Source organism: Kosakonia sp. SOY2, from assembly GCF_027109175.1.
Taxonomy (GTDB): domain Bacteria; phylum Pseudomonadota; class Gammaproteobacteria; order Enterobacterales; family Enterobacteriaceae; genus Kosakonia.
Map to the genome: position 1 here is coordinate 211207 of NZ_JAPVXH010000001.1, position 21789 is coordinate 232995.

The following is a 21789-nucleotide window of genomic DNA, read 5'->3' on the forward strand; positions in this document are numbered from 1 at the left end:
CTCTTCATTTTTTGACCAGCCCAGAGCATTTCATTAATACTGATGAAACATAATCTATACAGTGCGATAAGAAAATTCTTCCTCGCGTTAATTTTATGCCTGGTAGCTACCTCTCTTTCCCGTTTTATTTCTCCTGTTACTCTTGTTGACGCCAGTGAGGTTTATCTTGCGTGGTTGCCGTTAAGTGTAGCGCTGGCAATAATTTTTTTATTCGGACGGCACGGAATACTGCCTGTTATTATTGGTTTTGCTCTGGTAAATGAGGCTTTTTTTCATTTATCTTTTGCCGAGGCAGCAGTGCTTTTGTTTTGTCAGTTGTTTTTTGTGTTTCTGTTCTGCGGTGTGGTTCGCTGACAACTAGGCTCCCGCTGGCGGTATAGCCTAACAAACAGAGCTAAAGACATGGGCACTCGTATCCTGTGGTTAGGTGTTATTGCCCCCATAGGTATAAAAATTTCGATGTATACTGCTGGCGTTTGGTTTAACTATCCATTTAGTTTGTCTAATTATTTTGGCCCTGCATCAGTTATTTATTCTATCATCGATATTCAAAGCCTGATTTGCTCTGCGATTATTTTTACCACCTGTGCCTATTATTTTTTACGGATGATCCTCAATCCACGGTTTGCCCGTGCATTATGGTTAAGAAGCATTGAACCGTGTTTTTCAAAAAATAATCGTGTATTTACATTAGGTTGGATTTTTTCGCTGGTCGTTATTGTTACTATTTTATGTATTCCATATAAAAATGATTATATTGCAGGCTATTTAGTGCCCATTGTTTTTATTCTTTTCACCTTTGGCATCAGCAAGTTAAGTACAACGTTGTTGTTATTAAGCTGGGATATTGCGGCGTTTATGCTACTGGCATACAACGATAATTTCCTGCATGGCGTGCGTTCCGATTATTCCCTGGCATTTGTCATGTCCGTTTTTATCAGCTTTACCATCTGCATGCTTTATATGATGCGCGTTTTTAACCGTAGCGAGTGGTTGAAAGCGCGCTGGGAGGTGCAGGCGATGAGCGATCCCTTAACGGGTTTGCCCAATTTGCGCGCGCTTGAACAACAGATGGAACAGCAGCCAAACAGTGTGGTGTGCTGTCTGTATATGAAAAATCTGGAGTTCCTCAGCCGCCATTTTGGCCTGATGATGCGTGTTCATGTGAAACGCAGCATCACCCATGAACTTCAGCCTCTGTTACATAACGGTGAACGTTTTTTTCAGCTTCCGGGCAGCGAGTTATTGTTAATACTCAATGGGCCGGAAATATTATCGCGCTTACAACATATGCTGGATTACCTGAACAGTCGCCGTATTTACTGGAACAATACCGCCCTGGATATTGAGTTCGGCGCGTCCTGGGGGGAATTACAGGGCTCGGGCGAAGAACTGCACCACACGTTGGGCCAGTTAAGCTGGCTCTCAGAACAAGCTAGTGCGGATCATCAGGTTCTGGCTCTTACAAACAGCTTGCAAGAGGTTACCGACCAGACTACGGAGCGCGTGTTACAGCTAAACAAGGTGAAGTGTGCGCTGGATGAAAATGGCATTGTTCTCTATGGCCAGCCGATTGTGAATGCCGAAGGGCGCGGCTACCAGGAAGTCCTTACACGGTTGGTTGTTGATGGCGAATTTATTACGCCAGATGTTTTTATTCCCGTTATTGCCCAGTTCAACCTTGGTGCACGGTTTGATATGCAGGTTATAGAGTGCCTGCTCCAGTGGATGCAGGCGCATCCTGAGCCTGGCGATTCGGCACGTTATTCTGTGAATTTAATGCCGCTTACCCTGATGCAAAAAGAGTTTGCTACACAATTTCTGGCTCTTTTCGCGCGTTATGCCGTCTCTCCGCGGCAGGTAATTATTGAGATAACGGAAGAGCAGGCCTTCTCTAATTCAGAAGCGAGTATCCAAAATATGAAGCAGTTGCGAAAAGCAGGATTCAAAATCGCGATTGATGACTTTGGCACTGGCTATGCCAACTTTGAACGTTTAAAAGGGCTGCAGGCGGATATCCTCAAAATCGATGGCTGTTTTATCCGGGATATTTTACAGGACAAGCAGGATGCGATGATCGTCAAAGCGATATGCGAACTGGCGAAGGCCAAATCGCTGACTGTTGTTGCGGAGTATGTGGAGAATGAAGCGCAGCGCGAGTTATTGCTGAATGCTGGCGTCGATTATTTGCAGGGCTATTTGCTGGGTAAACCGCAGCCGCTGGCTAAAGCTGAATAAAAAACCGGGGAAATCCCCGGTTTTTTTAGCCTATGACAATCAGATAACCAGCGCGGCGATAGCCGCTGACAGTACGCTCACCAGCGTGGAGCCGTACACCAGTTTCAGACCGAAACGGGAAACCACGTTACCTTGTTCTTCATTCAGGCCTTTGATCGCACCGGCGATAATGCCGATAGACGAGAAGTTCGCGAAGGAAACGAGGAACACGGACAGGATGCCTTCTGAACGCGGAGAGAGGTTAGCTGCGATTTTCTGCAGATCCATCATCGCCACAAATTCATTCGAAACCAGTTTGGTGGCCATGATACTGGCAACCTGCAGCGCTTCGTGAGCCGGTACGCCCAGCACCCAGGCAATCGGATAGAAAATGTAGCCCAGAATTCCCTGGAAGGAGATGCCCAGCACGGCGGCGAACAGTGCGTTCAGGCCGGAAATCAGGGCGATAAAACCAATCAGCATTGCCGCAACAATAATGGCAACTTTGAAGCCCGCCAGAATGTATTCACCCAGCATTTCAAAGAAGCTCTGACCTTCGTGCAGCTTCGCCATTTGCAGGTTTTCTTCGCTCTCATCCACGCGGTACGGGTTGAGAATCGACAGCACAATAAAGGTACTGAACATGTTCAGCACCAGCGCCGCAACAACATATTTCGGCTGGAGCATGGTCATGTACGCACCGACGATGGACATCGAAACAGTCGACATGGCGGTCGCTGCCATGGTGTACATGCGGTTGCGGGACATTTTGCCGAGAATGTCTTTGTAAGCAATGAAGTTTTCAGACTGTCCCAGAATCAGGGAGCTAACAGCGTTAAACGATTCCAGTTTGCCCATACCGTTCACTTTGGACAGCACCGTACCGATGGCGCGGATAATGATCGGCAGCACACGAATATGTTGCAGAATGCCAATCAGAGCAGAAATGAAAACAATCGGGCACAGCACTTTCAGGAAGAAGAACGCCAGACCTTCATCATTCATTTTACCGAAGACGAAGTTAGTACCTTCGTTGGCGAAACCGAGCAGTTTTTCGAACATCTCGGAGAAGCCTTTAACGAAGCCGAGGCCAATATCAGAGTTCAGGAAGAACCAGGCCAGTAAAACTTCAATCACCAGCAGTTGAATAACAAAACGAATGCGGATCTTCTTGCGATCGCTGCTTACGAGCAGGGCAAGCAGCGCCACAACAGCAAGCGCCAGGACAAAGTGCAAAACGCGGGACATATTTGCTCCAAATATGAGACGGGTAGGAATTTCGTGCACATTCTATGTAACAAGACAAAAGAAAACGAGATCAAACACACACTATATTAATGACCTGTGACCAGACTCAAAATTAGTGATCCAACATACATTTCTGTTATGTTAAGTAAAAGCGTGAAAAGTTGCGTCATACTGCTAGACTCTTAACATAACGCTGCGGCAAATGCTGTTGTCGCCGTCACCATCCTTGACATTCAACCCTTCTATTGTTTCTGGCTATCAGAGAAATCAGGTAAACCCATTTAAATGAACTTGATAATCATTCTCATTTTGGTAGCATAAAACATAGCAAAGGCTATATTTAGGGGCAATAAATGAACAGTAGTCGCGTTGAGAATAGTAATGGGCGTGCAGCGCGCAAATTACGGTTTGCCTTAATGGGACCGGCGTTTATTGCTGCTATCGGTTATATCGACCCGGGCAACTTCGCTACCAATATTCAGGCGGGCGCCAGTTTTGGCTACCAACTGCTGTGGGTGGTGGTCTGGGCCAATATTATGGCGATGTTGATCCAGCTGCTTTCCGCCAAACTGGGGATTGCCACCGGGAAGAACCTCGCAGAGCAGATCCGCGATCACTATCCGCGCCCGCTAGTGTGGTTCTACTGGGTGCAGGCGGAAATTATCGCCATGGCAACCGATCTGGCGGAGTTTATCGGTGCCGCCATCGGGTTTAAGCTCATCCTCGGTGTTTCGTTACTGCAAGGTGCGGTGCTTACTGGCGTGGCGACATTCTTGATTTTGATGTTACAGCGGCGGGGGCAAAAACCGCTGGAGAAAGTGATAGGCGGCCTGCTGCTGTTTGTCGCTGCGGCTTATATTGTTGAGCTGGTTTTTTCTCAGCCGAAACTGGCTCAGCTGGCGCAAGGCATTGTGATCCCGAGTTTGCCGGGTAGTGAAGCCGTGTTCCTCGCAGCTGGCGTACTGGGCGCGACTATTATGCCGCATGTTATTTACCTGCACTCGTCTCTGACGCAGCATTTGCACCAGGGCACTCAGCGCGAGCGTTATTCCGCCACCAAATGGGATGTGGGTATCGCCATGACTATCGCCGGATTTGTAAATCTGGCGATGATGGCGACAGCGGCAGCGGCGTTCCATTTTAACGGTCACACCGGTGTTGCCGATCTCGACCAGGCGTACCTGACGCTTGAGCCGTTATTAAGCCATGCCGCAGCGACCATTTTTGGTCTTAGCCTGGTAGCGGCGGGGCTTTCTTCAACGGTCGTGGGGACGCTGGCCGGGCAGGTGGTGATGCAGGGGTTTGTGCGTTTTCATATACCTCTGTGGGTGCGGCGCACCATCACCATGATGCCGTCGTTTATTGTTATCTGGCTGGGGCTGGATCCGACGAGGATCCTTGTCATGAGCCAGGTGCTGCTGAGTTTCGGCATCGCGCTGGCGCTGGTGCCACTGCTGATTTTCACCAGTAACCACAAATTAATGGGCGAGTTAGTCAATACGCCAATGGTTAAACGGGTTGGCTGGGTGATTGTGGTGCTGGTGGTCAGTTTGAATGGCTGGCTGTTAATCGGCAGTGCGGCAGGTCTGTAAATAGCATGAGAAAAAGGAGCGCTCGCGCTCCTTTTTTTGAATTAGTGGTGATGTCCCCGGCCATGGCCACGATGATCGTCGCGGTCGCGCCAGCCTTCACGGTAACCGCGTTCATACGCGTTCTGTTTGTCCCAGCCGCGATGCCAGCCGCGATCATGTTTATACCAGCGGTTGCCGCGCCACTCATAGTTGCGGCCCCAGTAGTCACGGTCGCGCCAGCGGCCGCCGTCCCAGTAGTTACCGTAATTATCGCGATCGCCAATTTGTAATTTCACAGATGGCAACAGGGTGATTTCGCCAGCATTTGCGACCAGCGGCGCAGAAGCCATTAACACAGCTGCCAGAATCAGTGACCTGAACATACTCTTCTCCTTCACGATCGGGCCGAAACGGCCTGTTACAACAATATTACGGGGCGGCTAAACCCCGTATTATTGGCGGAACTCCTAAATCATGAATGGCAGCATTTTTTGCTAAATTTGCGGTTATTTTGCGCCACTGAGAATGGCGTCGATCTCATCGCTTTCAGTCGTGGTGAAGTGGCGGTTTGCCAGCATGCCGACCGCATCGTCAAGCTGGCTGGTTTTACTGGCACCAATCAGCACCGAAGTGACGCGATCGTTACGCAGCACCCAGGCCAGCGCCATCTGAGATAACTTCTGTCCGCGCCGTTCCGCCACTGCATTCAGCGCACGAACGGTCGCGAGCTTTTCATCGGTAATCTGCTCCGGGTTGAGAAAACGGCTGCCGCTGGCGGCGCGGGAATCGGGGGGAATGCCGTGCAGATAACGGTCGGTTAGTTGCCCGCCAGCCAGCGGTGAGAACGCAATACTGCCGACGCCTTTTTCCTGCAATACATCGAGCAATTCGGCTTCGACCCAGCGTTCAAACAGTGAGTATTTCGGCTGATGGATAAGACACGGTGTTCCGAGATCATTAAGGATATCGATAGCTTCGCGCGCCTGCGCTGCCGGGTAGTTGGAAAGCCCGACGTACAGGGCTTTACCCTGGCGCACAATATGATCCAGTGCGCGCATGGTTTCTTGCAGCGGCGTCTCGGGATCCGGGCGATGGTGGTAGAAGATATCAACATACTCCAGCCCCATGCGGCGCAGGCTCTGGTCAAGACTGGCAATCAGATACTTACGTGACCCCCAGTCGCCGTAAGGCCCGTCCCACATGGTATAACCGGCTTTACTTGAGATAATCAGTTCATCACGATAGGGCAGGAAATCCTCCTGCAAAATCCGGCCGAAATTGCGCTCTGCGGAGCCCGGCGGCGGCCCGTAGTTATTGGCCAGATCAAAATGGGTAATACCCAGATCAAAGGCATGCCGCAACAACTGGCGGCTATTTTCCAGCAAAGTGGTATCACCGAAGTTGTGCCACAACCCAAGCGAAATTGCCGGCAGCTTTAACCCGCTCTCGCCGCAGCGATGGTAGTGCATCTTTTCATAGCGTGCGGGATCGGCCAGATAAACCATGCAGTTACTCCTTTTTATCAGCGTAGCGTTAGTGTATGCGTTTACATTCACTGAGCTTACACCGCCAGGTGCCGTAAAGCTTGCTTTCCACTTTCTCTCTGACGCGTATCCTGGACTCTCATCACAGTTCTCCAATACTCAGGTAAGTGTCAGTATTTGGAGACGTAGCGCAATGCAAAACGATTATTCAGTTGCCGACTACCTACTGGACAGGCTTGCTGGCTGCGGTATTCATCATCTTTTCGGCGTACCGGGCGACTACAATCTGCAGTTTCTTGATCACGTTATCCAGCATCCGGCGGTGCATTGGGTGGGCTGTGCTAATGAACTGAATGCCGCTTATGCTGCTGATGGTTACGGGCGTTGTCAGGGAGCGGGCGTGCTGCTAACCACCTTTGGCGTGGGGGAGTTAAGTGCGATTAACGGTGTTGCGGGCAGCTTTGCGGAATATGTGCCGGTGTTGCAGATCGTGGGGGCACCCTGTCGCAGCGTACAGCAACGCGGTGAACTTTTGCACCACACGCTGGGTGACGGCGATTTCAGCCATTTCTGGCGCATGTATGAACCTATCAGCGCTGCGCAGGCGGTGTTAACGGCAGAAAACGCCTGCTATGAAATTGACCGTGTGATCCGCACGATGCTCAGTGAATCTCGCCCCGGTTACCTGATGTTGCCTGCCGATGTGGCAAAAAAGGCGGCAACGCCGCCTGTAAACGTTATCACTCCCGCATCGCTTCAGCCTAATGAAGGGCGTCTGGACAGCTTTCGCCGACGTGTACAGGCGATGCTCAGCGAAAGCCCGCGAGTTGCGCTGCTGGCGGATTTTCTCGCTCACCGCTTTGGTGTACAGAAAATGTTGCAGTGCTGGATGAAGGATGCACCCGTCCCGCACGCCACGTTGTTAATGGGCAAAGGTTTGTTTGATGAAACGCAGCCTGGGTTTGTCGGCACGTACAGCGGTGCCGCCAGCCCGCCGCAGGTGCGGGAGGCGATCGAAAGTGCCGATGCGGTAATGTGTGTCGGCGTGCGTTTTACGGACACCATCACCGCCGGGTTTACCCAGCAGTTACCTGTGGAGCGCACGATTGATATCCAGCCCTTTGCGGCGCGGGTAGGAGAAGAGTGGTTCAGCGGGATTACGATGCAGGAGGCGGTAAATATCCTGATTTCGGTTTGTCGCAATAACCCACGCTGCGTGCTTGAGCCTGTTCCCGCGCCCTCCGCCAATTCGCCGCATCACTCCGGCATTTTAAATCAGCATACATTCTGGCAAACACTGCAGGCTTTTATTCGCCCCGGTGATATTTTACTGGCCGATCAGGGAACCGCAGCTTTTGGCGCGGCGTCTCTGCGTCTGCCAGCCGGGGTTGAAATGCTGACGCAGCCGCTGTGGGGATCGATAGGTTATTGTCTACCCGCCGCGTTCGGCGCACAAACCGCCTGCCCGCAGCGGCGGGTCATTTTGCTTAGCGGCGACGGTGCAGCGCAGCTCACCATACAGGAGCTGGGGTCCATGCTGCGTGACGGGCAACGGCCGAACATTTTATTGCTCAATAATGATGGTTACACGGTGGAGCGGGCGATCCACGGTGCGCATCAGCGTTATAACGATATTGCACGCTGGAACTGGACACATATTCCGCATGCGCTCAGCCATGACTGCCAGGCCGAATGCTGGCGTGTTAGCGAAACGGTGCAACTGGCGGAAGCACTGGAAGCCGCTTCACATCACCACCGGCTTGCGCTGATTGAAGTGATGTTGCCGCAAGCCGATTTGCCGGATCTGCTGCGTGATGTCACCCATGCGCTGGAAACGCGTAACGGTGAGTAGTTACTTACTGCGCCGGGGGACAATCATCATCGGTTTTCCGGCCAGCACTAACCAGGCGGGCAGGATCACGATACACAGCAACGGTAGCAAGGTGGTATCCGGCACGACAACGGCCGCCAGGAACAGGCTCAGCCAGCCGTCGCGCGTTACAACCAATACCAGCCCTAATACGGCACAGGAAACGGTGACCGCAGCCGGAACGGCGTCGACATGTTCATGCAGCATTAAGCCTAATGCCACGCCGACAAACACCGCCGGAAAAATACGCCCACCGCGAAAACCGCAGGCGGCAGCGATCACCAGCGCGGCGAGCTTCACCAGGGCAAACAACAGGTAATCGGTAACGGTATAGGTATGGGCAAATGCAAGCTGCTGCATCTCATCCAGCCCCTTAAATAAGGTAACGTGGCCGCCAGCCATGCCCAGAAGGCCAATCAGGAAGCCGCCAATCCCCAACGTCATCACCGGGTTGTTCAGGCGATGCATTAAGTGATGCAGACGCGGTAAACACCAGACTGCCACCATTCCCAGCGCGATGGCGAACAGCGTCACGACCGCACCGCTAAAAATATCAACGATATGCATCTGCGTATAATGGGGAATGGGCAGCGTGAAATGCGGTGGCGAAAAGAGGCTGGTGGTTAGCGCGCCAGCTGCGGCAGCCATCAACGGGGCGAACAGGCGATCCCACAGCGGCACGTCTTCACTGGCTTTCAGGGTTTGCGAGAAGATAAGCGCCGCCGCCACAGGCGTGCCAAACAGTGCGCCGAGCGTGCCGGCGGAGGCAAGGATTGTCCAGTCCAGCGGCGCAACGCGCGGGAAAATGCGCGCGCCAAGTGCAACGGCAAGGGCGATATTCAGCACCATCACCGGTTGTTCCGGGCCAAGACTTACGCCGCCCGCCAGACCGAGGATCATTGCCAGCGTCAGCCCCGGCAGCGCGTTGACCGCAACCGGCGAACCAATCAGCGGCACCGTCGCCGGATCCGGCCCGCCATGACCGGTGCTGAAACGGATAACCAGGCCTACAGCAACGCCGGTGAGTGTCAAAACAATCAGTATCCACCAGGGGGAATCAGGTGAGATGCCGAGCCGCCACGGTATGCCGCTCCACAACACGGTTTGCAGCAGGGCGGCGATTTTCATCACCAGCGCTAATATCAGACCCGACGCGACACCAATAGTGAGCGCAGGCAGCGCCAGTAACAGCAGCGTTCTCGCACGCGGATGGAGCATCTTTTTATCCTTGCAACGAAGCCTGGTCACTCTGGATGCAACCGGGCTGAAACCTTTAAGGTAATCTGTGACGAAGATCGATAATCCTGGGGCACTCATGATATGGTCGTTGTTGTTACAGCGCCTTGAATTTACAGTGTGCCAAAGATTTATTCTGACTTTAGCGGAGCCGTAAAAGAATGACAAAGTATGCTTTAGTGGGAGACGTGGGTGGCACGAACGCGCGCTTAGCGTTGTGTGATGTCGATAGCGGTGACATCTCCCGGGCCAAAACCTACTCCGGCCTCGATTATCCAAGCCTGGAAGACGTGGTGCGTGTTTATCTGAAAGAGCACGACGTCACGGTGGAAGACGGCTGTATTGCCATCGCCTGCCCGATCACCGGTGACTGGGTGGCAATGACCAACCACACCTGGGCGTTTTCGATTGCCGAAATGAAGAAAAACCTCGGTTTCGCTCATCTGGAAATCATTAACGATTTCACCGCCGTATCAATGGCGATCCCGATGCTCAAAGCGGAACACTTGATTCAGTTTGGTGGTTCCGCGCCGGTTGAAGGAAAACCGATAGCTGTTTACGGCGCAGGCACCGGGCTTGGCGTTTCGCATCTGGTGCATGTGGATAAACGCTGGGTGAGTCTGCCGGGCGAAGGCGGCCATGTCGATTTCGCGCCAAACAGCGAAGAAGAGGGGATTATCCTCGAAGAGTTACGTGCGGAAATCGGTCACGTTTCCGCTGAACGCGTGCTCTCCGGTCCCGGTCTCGTTAACCTCTACCGCGCGATCGTCAAATCAGACGGTCGCTTGCCGGAAAATCTGCAACCGAAAGATGTGACTGAACGCGCGCTGGAAGACAGCTGCATTGACTGCCGTCGCGCGTTGTCACTGTTTTGCGTCATTATGGGGCGTTTTGGCGGCAACCTGGCGCTCAATCTCGGCACTTTCGGCGGCGTTTACATTGCCGGTGGTATTGTGCCGCGCTTCCTCGATTTCTTTACCGCTTCCGGTTTTCGCGGTGGTTTCGAGGACAAAGGGCGCTTTAAATCCTACGTCCAGGATATCCCGGTATTTCTGATCGTGCATGATAACCCGGGGCTGTTGGGCTCTGGCGCTCATCTGCGCCAGACGCTGGGTTACGTGCTTTAAAGATTCATTAACTGACGAAACTCTTTAACTTTGCTGCGGCTGACGGGCACCTGAAACTCCAGGTCCCGCAGCCGCAAAATATAGGTATTGTTAAACCAGGGTTCGATCTCACGGATTTTATCCAGGTTCACGCAGTAAGAGCGGTGGCAGCGAAAGAAGTGCGCCGCCGGCAGTTTGCTGCAAAACTCAGTGATGTTCATCGGCATCACGTAAGATTCCCGCTTCGTATAGACGAACGTCATCTTCTCATGTGCTTCCGCATAATAGATATCGTGAATACTGGTGACGATAATTCGCTCGTCTTTCACCAGATTAATGGTTGCGTTTTCCCGTGGCTGCGGGCTGGCAACCGGGCCAGATTGTTGCTGCCAGGCTGTTTCCAGTTTTTGCAGCATGCTGATGATGCGCGACTCCTGGTACGGTTTCAGAATGTAGTCGAACGCTTCCAGTTCAAAAGCCTCCACCGCATGCTCTTTCCAGGCAGTGATAAAGACGATAAACGGCTTATGGGCAAACTGACTGATATTCTGTGCCAGCAATACGCCATCCAGAGAGGGGATATTAATATCGAGAAAAATGGCGTCGACTTTGTTGTGCTGTAAATATTTCAGCACGTCGAGACCATCGTCGAAAGTGCCGACAATTTCCATCTGGCTATGCGCTTTTATAAGCCAGCTCAGCTCCTGTTGCGCCAGGATCTCATCTTCAACAATGATGACTTTCATACAGCTCTCCTGTTAAGGCAACAATGCAGCGGGAGACGGTTGGCGCTGCACAAAAAACGCGATCTCCGTGCCCGGCGTCAAACGGCGGATATGCAGCCCTTCGCCGTACAGCAGCTTCACGCGCTGATGCACGTTCAGCAGGCCAATTTTGTTGCCGGGCATCTCATCGGCTTCAACGCGGGCAATCATCTGCGGATCGATACCGTTGCCCGTATCGCGCACCGCGATACGCACGCGGTTGCCACACTCTTCCACACTGATGGTGACCACGCCTTTGCCTTTACACGGTTGAATGCCATGCACAATCGCATTTTCAACCAATGGCTGGATCAGCAGGCTCGGGATCACACAACTGACCTCTTCATCGATGTCATAAATCACCGTCAACTTGTCGCCAAAACGGGCCTGCTCAATGGCGATATAGTCTTTGATTTGATAGAGCTCTTTTTTGATATCAATGAGCTCATCATCTTTTAATTCAATGTTATAGCGCAGGTAACGCGACAAATTGAAAATGAGCTGCCGGGCGGTGTCCGGATTCAGGCGAATCGACGAGGAGATAGCATTCAAGGCATTAAACAGGAAATGCGGGTTGATCTTACTTTGCAAAGCGCGCAGCTCCGCTTTGTTCGCCATCTCCCGCAGCTGTTCGGCGCGGGAAACTTCCAGTTGTGTTGAGATAATCTGTGATAAGCCGACGGCCATATCCTGTAATGAGGAGGTGATCTGGTGCGCATGGCAATAATAGATCTTCAGCGTGCCGGTCACGATGCCCTGTTCACGCAGCGGGATCACCAGCATCGAGTGGATCTCCGGCGTGCGGTGGGCTTCATCATTGTTTTTAATGATAATTTCGCCGGTGTTCATCGCCTGGCGAGTGGTTGGGCTGATAATATCGTCGCTGTCGCGGTAATTATTTTCCCCCACGCCAACGTAAGCCAGCACGTGATCGGTATTGGTGATAGCCACCGCATCGGCTTTGATATCCCGGCGAATAATGTCACACACTTTGCGCAGGGACTCGCTATTCACATTGCGGAACAGCGGCAGTGTTTTATTGGCAATATCCAGCGCCAGCTTCGCCTGACGACCGGCAATCGCCTCTTTTTCCCCTTCCACGCTTTGCACCAGCAGCACAATAAAGCCGATGCAGACGCTGCCGAGGATCATCGGCACCCCAATTTTGGACACAATATCGAGGCCAAGCGCGGTAGTCGGTGCCCACAGCACCACCAGCGTCATGGTCAGGCTTTCGCAAATCATGCCGCCGATGATGCCCACGCGCCAGTGCTGCGCTTTGGGCACTTTGCGGTTAATCATCCCGGACATCACGCCGGCAATAATGCTGGTGATAAAGCAGGGGATCGCCGTCACGCCGCCAATATCAATCAGATAGCGGTGCACCCCGGCAATCACGCCGGTGATAATGCCGACCCACGGGCCGAACAAAATCCCGCCGGACATCACCGCGATAATACGCACGTTAACCAGCGAACCTTCCACCGGCACGCCGGACCAGGTACTGAACAGGGCAAACATCGAGAAGATGGCCGTCACGCCCAGCAGCTCTTTTGGCGAGTGCGCCGTTTTATGCAGCAGTTCGCGGAACAAGCGGATGCGGATCAAGAAAAACAGGCAGATCAGCATGAGCGCCGCTCGGTCAAAGACGGCCAGCAGCATGTCGAATATTTCGTGCACGGGGGACTCATATGAATAGCGTCAAAAAGCTATGATAAAAAACCGCGGCCCAGATGACCAGCCGCAGTATTCATTCGCTGAATGAGGAAAGACCACTTTTCCAAAAGGGGATTGAAAAGATCCGAAAGAAATGATGCGTAGGTGCGCTAACAGGTGAATTTTTAAGGTAATTTTATCTTTATTTTATTGTTAAAATATATGATGGATTTTTCTATAAGAGGATAATCTTGCTTTCCTTTTCCTAAATTAAACTTCCCCTTTTATGGCGTTGCGTTATTTTTGCGCTTACCTCTCGACAGCGAGATTTTTTTCGGGCTATGTTCTGAGTACGCCGCAAATGCGGCGACGTCGCTCGGACGGTCCGGGCGCTAACGTTACTCCGAGGAATCTATGGCTGACTTCAGTCCTGAACGCCGTTTTACGCGCATCGATCGTCTCCCCCCGTATGTTTTTAATATCACCGCTGAACTGAAAATGGCTGCGCGACGCCGCGGCGAAGACATTATTGATTTCAGTATGGGCAACCCGGATGGCGCGACGCCACCACATATCGTTGAGAAACTCTGTACTGTCGCGCAACGCCCGGATACGCACGGTTACTCCACGTCACGCGGCATTCCACGTCTGCGCCGGGCGATTTCCCGCTGGTATCAGGATCGTTATCAAGTGGATATCGATCCGGAAACCGAAGCGATTGTTACCATCGGCTCGAAAGAGGGGCTGGCGCATCTGATGCTGGCGACGCTGGATCACGGTGATACTGTGCTGGTGCCGAACCCGAGTTACCCGATTCATATTTACGGTGCGGTGATTGCGGGAGCGCAGGTACGTTCTGTTCCGCTGGTGGAAGGTGTCGACTTCTTCAATGAGCTGGAGCGCGCGATCCGCGAAAGTTACCCGAAGCCGAAAATGATGATTTTAGGCTTTCCGTCTAACCCGACGGCGCAGTGCGTTGAACTGGAGTTCTTTGAAAAAGTGGTCGCGCTGGCAAAACGCTACGATGTGCTGGTGGTTCACGATCTGGCCTATGCCGACATTGTGTACGATGGCTGGAAAGCGCCGTCAATCATGCAGGTGCCGGGCGCGCGCGATGTCGCCGTTGAGTTCTTCACGTTGTCGAAAAGTTACAATATGGCGGGCTGGCGTATCGGCTTTATGGTCGGTAATCCGGTGCTGGTCAACGCACTGGCGCGGATCAAAAGTTATCATGATTACGGCACCTTTACGCCGCTCCAGGTGGCTGCGATTGCTGCGCTGGAAGGGGATCAGCAGTGTGTGCGCGATATTGCCGCTCAGTATAAACGCCGCCGCGATGTACTGGTTAAAGGGTTGCATGAAGCGGGCTGGATGGTAGAAATGCCGAAAGCGTCAATGTACGTGTGGGCGAAAATTCCGGAACCGTATGCGGCGATGGGCTCGCTGGAGTTTGCCAAAAAGCTGCTGCAGGAGGCGAAAGTGTGTGTCTCTCCGGGTATCGGCTTTGGTGACTATGGCGATACGCATGTGCGTTTCGCGCTGATTGAGAACCGCGATCGTATCCGCCAGGCGGTACGCGGTATTAAGGCCATGTTCCGCGCCGACGGGCTGCTTCCGGCAGCGCAAAAAAGTGCGGCGGAAGATCTGGAACCGTAACTGTTCCTTGCCCGGCTGGCAAAACAAAAAAGGAGCCTTTTGGCTCCTTTTTTGTACAGCACGATATGCTCAGGTTAGATCATCAGGGCGAATGTGCCGGCCCACACAATAACCATCACCGAAATGCCCATAAAGAAATATTTCACGTTCATCGCTCCGCACACCTAAGTATGCATTCATGACCATTCAGGACTGAGTATAGAGAGGTGAAACTACGCCACATCGAAAATGAGAATTATCTCTATTTCGGCCACAGCTCCATCTCAGAATTTCGGGTGAATTCCTCACCAAACGGGGCTAATGTACGCTTAATTTTTAGGCCTTACAAGAGCCTTTTTTCTATTTAATTTTAGTAACTTACAATGTGTCGGGCTTTGGCGACACAATACTTTCACTGCTAAATAAATTGCTATTGAGCGACGATAAAAATGGCCTGCTGAAACGGTTCATTTCCGCTTGAATAATAAGGCTAATTTTTTGAAGCGGGTCACAGCATCTGCAATTCGATCGGAAAAATGCGCCACCGTGTTTCTGCGATGAGATGCATAAAAAAGTGAGTGAGAGGGGAAAAATAACCCTGCGGCGAAAAAAACGTTGAGGGAAGAGGGCGCTGGGGAAACTTGTGAAGAACCCTGGCATATTATCAAAGCCGAGAGCTTCCCGGCTGATGAGTGCCGCCTGTTGCACCGCAACGAGCACGATCCCTGCCTGCTTATTCGCGGTCATGGATGGTCAATCTTACATACTGTCCTCCCCGCCAGCCTGCTTTTCCTGGGCAGCCGTTACCGTTTACAGGGGCATTTCGGCTTCAGATCATTTGCGTCAGTAAAAGCGTGATTGCTGGCGCACTATAATAAAATTGTATCTTTTCTGTTAAATCCTGCCTTGCGCGTAATTGTATAGGCAAGTATATATGTTTACACATCAGGACATGTCCTCAGGAGAGAACACCGATGCCGCACACCCTCAATCGCCAGCAGACCTCTAAAGGCATGGAGCCGAATACGAAAAGCTGGCTCGCCGAAGCGCCATTGCGCAATAACCTTGATCCCGATACTGCCGAAAAACCGAACGTACTGGTGGGGTATGGCGGTATTGGTGGTAACAAACCTGATTCTGGCGCGGTGGCAAACCCGAACCGCGAAACCGAAGCGATGCGCGACGGTTCTGATGCCGTATCCAACTGGCCGATGTTTAACATTGCCAGCGGCGCGACCTGGCCTCGCTGCACCACTGCGGTGGTATGCGGATGGGATTTTCCAGGCATGCAGGGATGGTGATCGTTTGTGGTGACACAGATGAAGCGGCAGCACGCATTGCGCGCGTGCTGCCTCACGATCCGACAACTGGCGTGATGCGTCACGCTGAGGCTGAGTATGAGATTGCGATTGAGTGTGCCGCAGCGCAGGCGCTCAATCTTCCGATGATTGCTGTAATGCAGGGGCAGGGCAAAGCATGAAAAATTTCACCCTTATTCCGGGCCAACTCACTCTCGCGCAGCTGCGCGAAATATACAGCCAGCCGCTTCATCTGTCGCTGGATGATGGCGCGTTTGCGGCCATTAATGAGAGCGTTGCCTGCGTCAACACCATTATGGCGGAAGGCCGCACCGCCTATGGCATCAACACGGGCTTCGGTTTGCTGGCGCAGACGCGTATCGCGACGGAAGATCTGGAGAATTTGCAACGCTCGCTGGTGCTGTCTCACGCCGCAGGCGTTGGCGAACCGCTGGATGATGCGCTGGTTCGCTTAATTATGGTACTGAAGATCAACAGCCTGGCGCGCGGTTTTTCCGGTATTCGTCTGCAGGTGATCCAGATGCTGGTGGCGATGGTTAACGCGGAGGTTTATCCGTGGATCCCGGCGAAAGGCTCGGTGGGCGCGTCAGGGGATCTCGCACCGCTGGCGCATATGTCGCTGACGCTGCTCGGCGAAGGCAAAGCGCGCTGGCAGGGGGAATGGTTACCAGCGAGTGAAGCGCTGAAAAACGCCGGGCTGGAGCCAATTACGCTGGCGGCAAAAGAGGGGCTGGCGCTGCTGAACGGTACGCAAACCTCCACCGCCTTTGCTTTGCGCGGCCTGTTTGAAGCCGAAGATCTGTTCGCTTCTGCCGTGGTTTGCGGTGCGCTGACCACTGAGGCGGCGCTCGGTTCTCGTCGTCCCTTCGATGCGCGTATTCATGATGTTCGCGGCCAGCGCGGGCAGATTGACGCGGCGGCGTTATATCGCCATCTATTAACCGATGACAGCGCCATTTCCCAGTCTCACCACAACTGCAATAAAGTGCAGGATCCTTACTCCCTGCGCTGTCAGCCGCAGGTGATGGGCGCATGCCTGACGCAACTGCGTTTTGCCGCGGAAGTGCTGTTAACTGAAGCAAATGCGGTTTCTGATAACCCGCTGGTGTTCGCCGCCGAAAACGAAGTGATCTCCGGGGGGAATTTCCATGCGGAACCAGTCGCGATGGCCGCCGATAATATTGCGCTGGCGATTGCGGAGATAGGCTCGCTGGCGGAGCGCCGCATTGCCCTGCTGATGGACAGCCATATGTCGCAACTACCGCCGTTCCTCGTGAAAAATGGCGGTGTTAACTCCGGCTTTATGATTGCCCAGGTCACCGCAGCGGCGCTGGCAAGTGAAAACAAAGCGTTATCGCATCCGCACAGTGTGGACAGTTTGCCCACCTCGGCAAACCAGGAAGATCACGTTTCTATGGCACCGGCTGCCGGGCGTCGTCTGTGGGAAATGGCGGCGAACACGCGCGGCGTCATTGCTGTCGAGTGGCTTGCCGCCTGTCAGGGGCTGGATATGCGCGAAGGCTTAACCAGTAGCCCGCTGCTGGAACAGGCCCGCCATCTGCTGCGCGAACAGGTTGCGCATTATGAGAAAGATCGTTATTTCGCGCCGGATATCGAACGTGCGATTGCTCTGCTGGCGGAACGCCATCTGACGACATTGCTGCCAGCAATAGTGTCTTGCTGAAGAAGAGAGAGGCATTGCTGGTCATTCGGATGTGGCGGGCTTTGCCTGTGAAATTGAATACATTTTTGCTGTTATAAAAACGTAAGGAGCCCCTGTAAGCCAGCATAATGTTTTGGTGTCAGGGGCTGGCGTCACGCCAGGAATGGATTAAGTGTTAAGCGGTGGCGGGAAATAAAGGCTCAACGACACGGGAATGAATCCCCTCATGAAGGGATGCTTGCGCATCCCTTTTAATGTTAACGGGACAGTCGTTGCTTACCCCAGTCGAGCGCGGTGTTGATCAGGGAAGTCAGTAGCTGGCGGAACGCTTCACTCTTCTCTTCAGAGAAAGCAAAACTCGTCTCATCCATGTAGCAGCACTGCGCCACTTCCAGTTGTATCGCATGGATGTTCTGTTGCGGTGCGCCGTAATGGCGGGTGATATACCCGCCTTTGAAGCGACCGTTGAGCACTTTCGTGTAGCGCGGAAATGCCTCGCAGCACGCCAGTAATGCGGCGCTCAGTTCCGGCGCGCAGCTTGCGCCATCGGCAGTACCGAAGTTCAGATCCGGCAGTTTGCCGTCAAACAAACGCGGAACCACCGATTTGATGGAGTGTGCATCCCACAGGAGCGCGTAACCGAAAGTGTCGCGCAACCGCGCCAGTTCTTGCGCCAGCGCCTGGTGATAAGGCTGCCACACAGTATGCAAAATAGCGGCTTTCGTGGCGTCATCCGGCGCTTTACCCGCTTCGAACAGCGACTCGCCGTCAAAAAAGGTGTCCGGAAACAGGCCGGTGGTCGCGGTAGCGTATAACGGTTTATCATCTGCCGGGCGGTTTAAATCCACCACATAGCGGGAATAATTAGCGCTCAGCACGCTGGCGCCAAGCTCGCGAATCGGCTGATACAGCAGCGGAATATGCCAGTCCGTATCCTCCAGACGTCGTGCCCGCGCGGTGAGGCCGCTGGCAATTTCCGGTGTCAGTTGCGTGCCGGGATGGGGCATGCTGACCAGTAGCGGCAGCCGACCCTGATGTAATTCGAATCCGTTAGTCATGCCAGACTTCCTCCCCCTGATAAATAACCTGTTTTGACAGTGTTCCTCCCAGCCAGTAGCTGAGTTCTGCCGGATGAGCCACATCCCACGCGACAAAGCTGGCCTCTTTACCCGCCTGGAGCGTGCCACAGCGTTCACTGATACCTAATGCACGGGCGGCATGACAGGTCACTCCCGCCAGCGCTTCTTCAGGCGTCAGACGGAACAACGTGCAGGCCATGTTCATCATCAGGCGCAGCGACAGCACGGGCGACGTACCGGGGTTCAGATCGCTGGAAATGGCCATCGGCACCTGATGCTTACGTAATAGCGCCACCGGTGGCTGCTGGCTCTCGCGTAAAAAGTAAAACGCGCCCGGCAGCAGAACGGCAGTGGTGCCGTGCTGCGCCATCAGCACGATATCTTCTTCGCACAAATACTCGAGATGATCGGCGGAAAGCGCACTGTAGCGGGCGGCCAGCCCTGCGCCGTGCAGCAGTGAAAGCTGTTCGGCATGCAGTTTTACCGGTAAGCCAAGCTGCTGCGCTTTGCGGAAAACCCGCTCCACTTGCGGCGGTGAAAAGGCCAGATGTTCACAAAAAGCATCGACCGCATCGACCAGCCCTTGTGCGTGCCAGGCGGGTAGCCAGTGCTGGCAAATCCCGTCGATGTAGTCGTCAGCGCGCCCCTGATACTCGCCCGGCACTGCATGCGCTGCGAGACAGGTGCTGAAGATAGTGAGCGGCATTTCTGCGCCAAGCGCGCGGATCACCTGCAACATTTTGCTTTCATCGGCAAAGCTGAGGCCATAACCGGATTTGATCTCAAGCGCGGTAACGCCTTCTTTGCGCAGTGCGTCAATGCGCTTGCGGGCGCTTTCCAGCAGTTGTTGCTGGCTGGCGTTGCGGGTGGCATTCACGGTACTGATAATGCCGCCGCCTGCTGCGGCGATTTCCGCGTAGCTCGCGCCGTTGAGTCGCATCTCAAATTCCTGGCTGCGATCACCGCCAAACACGCTATGGCTATGGCAATCGATCAACCCAGGCGTAACCAACCGCCCCTGCAAATCCACTTCACGATCGACCACATCATCCGGCTGCGTTCCCTCTTCGCCCAGCCATGAAATCTGCGACCCGTTGGTGATCAGCGCGCCGCGAGAGATCAGGTTGTATTTGCCCGCTTCCATGGTGGCAATCTGGCAGTGACGCCATAAAATGCGCATCCGCGTTCTCCCGTCATGGTTCGGCGCGGCAATCGCCGCGCCGTCGGTTTTACTTTGCAATCATCGGTAAATTGAGGCCGTGCTCTTTGGCACAGGCGACCGCTGAATCATAGCCTGCGTCAGCATGACGCATCACGCCCGTCGCCGGATCGTTATGCAGTACGCGGGCAATACGTTCTGCCGCTTCATCCGTGCCATCACAGACGATAACCATCCCCGAATGTTGCGAGAAGCCCATGCCGACGCCTCCGCCGTGGTGCAGAGAAACCCAGGTTGCGCCGCTGGCGGTGTTGAGCAACGCGTTCAGCAAAGGCCAGTCGGAAACCGCATCGGAGCCATCTTTCATCGCTTCGGTTTCGCGGTTCGGGCTGGCAACGGAGCCGGAGTCCAGGTGATCGCGGCCAATGACAATTGGTGCGGAGACTTCGCCGCGACGCACCATTTCATTAAACGCCAGGCCCAGACGTGCGCGCTGCCCCAGACCAACCCAACAGATACGCGCAGGTAAGCCCTGGAAACTGATGCGCTCTTTCGCCATATCCAGCCAGCGGTGCAGATGCGCGTCATCCGCGATCAGCTCTTTTACCTTTTCATCGGTGCGATAGATATCTTCCGCATCGCCGGAGAGCGCGGCCCAGCGGAATGGCCCAATACCGCGGCAGAAGAGCGGGCGAATATAGGCGGGCACAAAACCCGGGAAATCGAAGGCGTTGCTGACGCCCATCTCTTTCGCCATCTGGCGAATATTGTTGCCATAGTCGAAGGTCGGAATGCCCTGCTGCTGGAAGGCGAGCATTGCTTTAACGTGCTCGGCCATTGAGGCTTTCGCCACCTGAGTCACCACTGCCGGTTCACTCTTCGCGCGTTCGCGATACGCTTCCCACTGCCAGCCAATCGGCAGATAGCCGTTCAGCGGATCGTGGGCGCTGGTTTGATCGGTCACGAGATCGGGGCGAACGCCGCGTTTAACCAGTTCCGGTAAAACTTCTGCCGCATTGCCGTGCAGCGCCACAGAGATGGCTTTACCTTCACGGGTGTAGCGTTCAATACGCGCCAGCGCATCGTCGAGATCTGTTGCCTGCTCATCCACATACCCGGTACGCAGGCGGAAATCGATGCGGGATTGCTGGCACTCAATGTTCAGCGAGCAGGCGCCCGCCAGCGTGGCGGCCAGCGGCTGCGCGCCGCCCATGCCGCCCAGACCTGCGGTCAGCACCCAGCGGCCAACCAGCGAACCGTTATAGTGCTGGCGACCCGCTTCGACGAAGGTTTCATACGTACCCTGAACGATCCCCTGGCTGCCAATATAGATCCAGGAGCCTGCGGTCATCTGGCCGTACATCGCCAGCCCTTTAGCGTCCAGCTCGTTAAAGTGCTCCCAGTTGGCCCAGTGGGGAACCAGGTTTGAGTTAGCGATCAGTACGCGCGGTGCATTGCTGTGGGTTTTAAACACGCCGACCGGTTTGCCGGATTGCACCAGCAGCGTTTCGTCATCATTGAGCTGTTTTAGCGCTTCAACCATTTTGTCAAAGCACTCCCAGTTACGCGCTGCCCGGCCAATCCCACCATACACCACCAGCTCTTTCGGGTTTTCCGCGACATCGGGATCAAGGTTATTCATCAGCATGCGCAGCGGCGCTTCGGTCAGCCAGCTTTTCGCATTCAATGTCGTGCCGCGCGGCGCTCTGATCTCAACATCACGATAACGGGATAATTCACTACTCATGCGGTTTACCTTCTCTGTTTGATAGCGGAATAGAT

Annotated in this window: 16 protein-coding genes and 3 pseudogenes; 8 read left to right on the top strand and 11 right to left on the bottom strand. The window is 53.8% G+C overall.

Annotation, left to right across the window (positions count from 1 at the left end):
* Positions 1 to 42 precede the first annotated feature (42 nt).
* Positions 43 to 2238, top strand: a pseudogene (locus tag O3S68_RS00995) (EAL domain-containing protein).
* Positions 2239 to 2277: 39 nt separating this feature from the next.
* On the opposite strand, the gene O3S68_RS01000 reads toward O3S68_RS00995, so the two are convergent.
* Positions 2278 to 3465, bottom strand: a complete 1188-nt coding sequence (locus O3S68_RS01000; protein WP_020454603.1) for a NupC/NupG family nucleoside CNT transporter — start codon at positions 3463 to 3465, stop codon at positions 2278 to 2280.
* Between the two features lie 353 nt (positions 3466 to 3818).
* Between O3S68_RS01000 and O3S68_RS01005 the strand changes: the two genes are divergently transcribed.
* Positions 3819 to 5057 (top strand): Nramp family divalent metal transporter, encoded by a 1239-nt coding sequence (locus O3S68_RS01005; protein WP_044489435.1) that lies wholly within the window; start codon positions 3819 to 3821, stop codon positions 5055 to 5057.
* A 41-nt stretch (positions 5058 to 5098) separates the two neighbouring features.
* Here O3S68_RS01005 and ypeC read toward each other — a convergent pair whose 3' ends face one another.
* Positions 5099 to 5419, bottom strand: a complete 321-nt coding sequence (gene ypeC / locus O3S68_RS01010) for a DUF2502 domain-containing protein YpeC (RefSeq protein WP_017458671.1) — start codon at positions 5417 to 5419, stop codon at positions 5099 to 5101.
* A 123-nt stretch (positions 5420 to 5542) separates the two neighbouring features.
* Entirely contained in the window at positions 5543 to 6541 is a 999-nt protein-coding gene (mgrA, locus tag O3S68_RS01015; RefSeq protein ID WP_020454601.1) for an L-glyceraldehyde 3-phosphate reductase, read from the bottom strand.
* A gap of 172 nt (positions 6542 to 6713) precedes the next feature.
* On the opposite strand from mgrA, the gene O3S68_RS01020 reads away from it, so the two are divergent.
* Complete coding sequence (locus O3S68_RS01020) at positions 6714 to 8372, top strand: alpha-keto acid decarboxylase family protein (RefSeq protein ID WP_269230620.1); 1659 nt, start codon at positions 6714 to 6716, stop codon at positions 8370 to 8372.
* Here O3S68_RS01020 and O3S68_RS01025 read toward each other — a convergent pair whose 3' ends face one another.
* Entirely contained in the window at positions 8373 to 9608 is a 1236-nt protein-coding gene (locus O3S68_RS01025; RefSeq protein ID WP_097407730.1) for an ion channel protein, read from the bottom strand.
* A 179-nt stretch (positions 9609 to 9787) separates the two neighbouring features.
* Here O3S68_RS01025 and glk point away from each other — a divergent pair, with 179 nt between their 5' ends.
* The gene (gene glk / locus O3S68_RS01030) at positions 9788 to 10753 is read left to right on the top strand and encodes a glucokinase (RefSeq protein ID WP_020454598.1); all 966 of its coding nucleotides are present in this window, start codon (positions 9788 to 9790) and stop codon (positions 10751 to 10753) included.
* Here glk and O3S68_RS01035 read toward each other — a convergent pair.
* Positions 10750 to 11478: a LytR/AlgR family response regulator transcription factor gene (locus O3S68_RS01035; protein ID WP_020454597.1), complete on the bottom strand. Its 729-nt coding sequence runs from the start codon at positions 11476 to 11478 to the stop codon at positions 10750 to 10752. The genes glk and O3S68_RS01035 overlap by 4 nt on opposite strands.
* Positions 11479 to 11490: 12 nt before the next feature.
* Positions 11491 to 13176 (bottom strand): sensor histidine kinase, encoded by a 1686-nt coding sequence (locus O3S68_RS01040; RefSeq protein WP_071925212.1) that lies wholly within the window; start codon positions 13174 to 13176, stop codon positions 11491 to 11493.
* A gap of 390 nt (positions 13177 to 13566) precedes the next feature.
* Between O3S68_RS01040 and alaC the strand changes: the two genes are divergently transcribed.
* Entirely contained in the window at positions 13567 to 14808 is a 1242-nt protein-coding gene (alaC, locus tag O3S68_RS01045; protein WP_045513945.1) for an alanine transaminase, read from the top strand.
* 74 nt (positions 14809 to 14882) lie between these two features.
* Here alaC and ypdK read toward each other — a convergent pair whose 3' ends face one another.
* Complete coding sequence (gene ypdK / locus O3S68_RS01050) at positions 14883 to 14954, bottom strand: membrane protein YpdK (RefSeq protein ID WP_099458783.1); 72 nt, start codon at positions 14952 to 14954, stop codon at positions 14883 to 14885.
* Positions 14955 to 15165: 211 nt separating this feature from the next.
* Positions 15166 to 15534, bottom strand: a complete 369-nt coding sequence (locus O3S68_RS01055; RefSeq protein WP_269231692.1) for a hypothetical protein — start codon at positions 15532 to 15534, stop codon at positions 15166 to 15168.
* A gap of 266 nt (positions 15535 to 15800) precedes the next feature.
* Between O3S68_RS01055 and O3S68_RS24190 the strand changes: the two are divergent.
* The 3 genes and pseudogenes from O3S68_RS24190 to hutH form a co-directional block, all read left to right on the top strand.
* A pseudogene (locus tag O3S68_RS24190) lies at positions 15801 to 15857 on the top strand (hypothetical protein); the annotation flags it as partial.
* Positions 15858 to 15902: 45 nt separating this feature from the next.
* A pseudogene (locus O3S68_RS01065) lies at positions 15903 to 16267 on the top strand (hypothetical protein); the annotation flags it as partial.
* Positions 16264 to 17790 carry a histidine ammonia-lyase gene (hutH, locus tag O3S68_RS01070; protein WP_020454592.1) on the top strand — a complete coding sequence of 509 codons (1527 nt, stop codon included), beginning with the start codon at positions 16264 to 16266 and terminating at the stop codon, positions 17788 to 17790. The pseudogene O3S68_RS01065 and the gene hutH, both read left to right, overlap by 4 nt.
* Before the next feature lie 236 nt (positions 17791 to 18026).
* On the opposite strand, the gene hutG is transcribed toward hutH, so the two are convergent.
* The 3 genes from hutG to hutU are packed head-to-tail and all read right to left on the bottom strand — an operon-like array spanning position 18027 to position 21754.
* Positions 18027 to 18827: an N-formylglutamate deformylase gene (gene hutG / locus O3S68_RS01075; RefSeq protein WP_097407733.1), complete on the bottom strand. Its 801-nt coding sequence runs from the start codon at positions 18825 to 18827 to the stop codon at positions 18027 to 18029.
* A complete protein-coding gene (hutI, locus tag O3S68_RS01080) occupies positions 18820 to 20028 on the bottom strand; it encodes an imidazolonepropionase (RefSeq protein ID WP_269230621.1) in 1209 nt (402 codons plus the stop codon). The genes hutG and hutI overlap by 8 nt, the downstream gene beginning before the upstream one ends.
* A gap of 49 nt (positions 20029 to 20077) precedes the next feature.
* Positions 20078 to 21754 carry a urocanate hydratase gene (gene hutU / locus O3S68_RS01085; RefSeq protein WP_269230622.1) on the bottom strand — a complete coding sequence of 559 codons (1677 nt, stop codon included), beginning with the start codon at positions 21752 to 21754 and terminating at the stop codon, positions 20078 to 20080.
* Between the last annotated feature and the right edge of the window lie 35 nt (positions 21755 to 21789).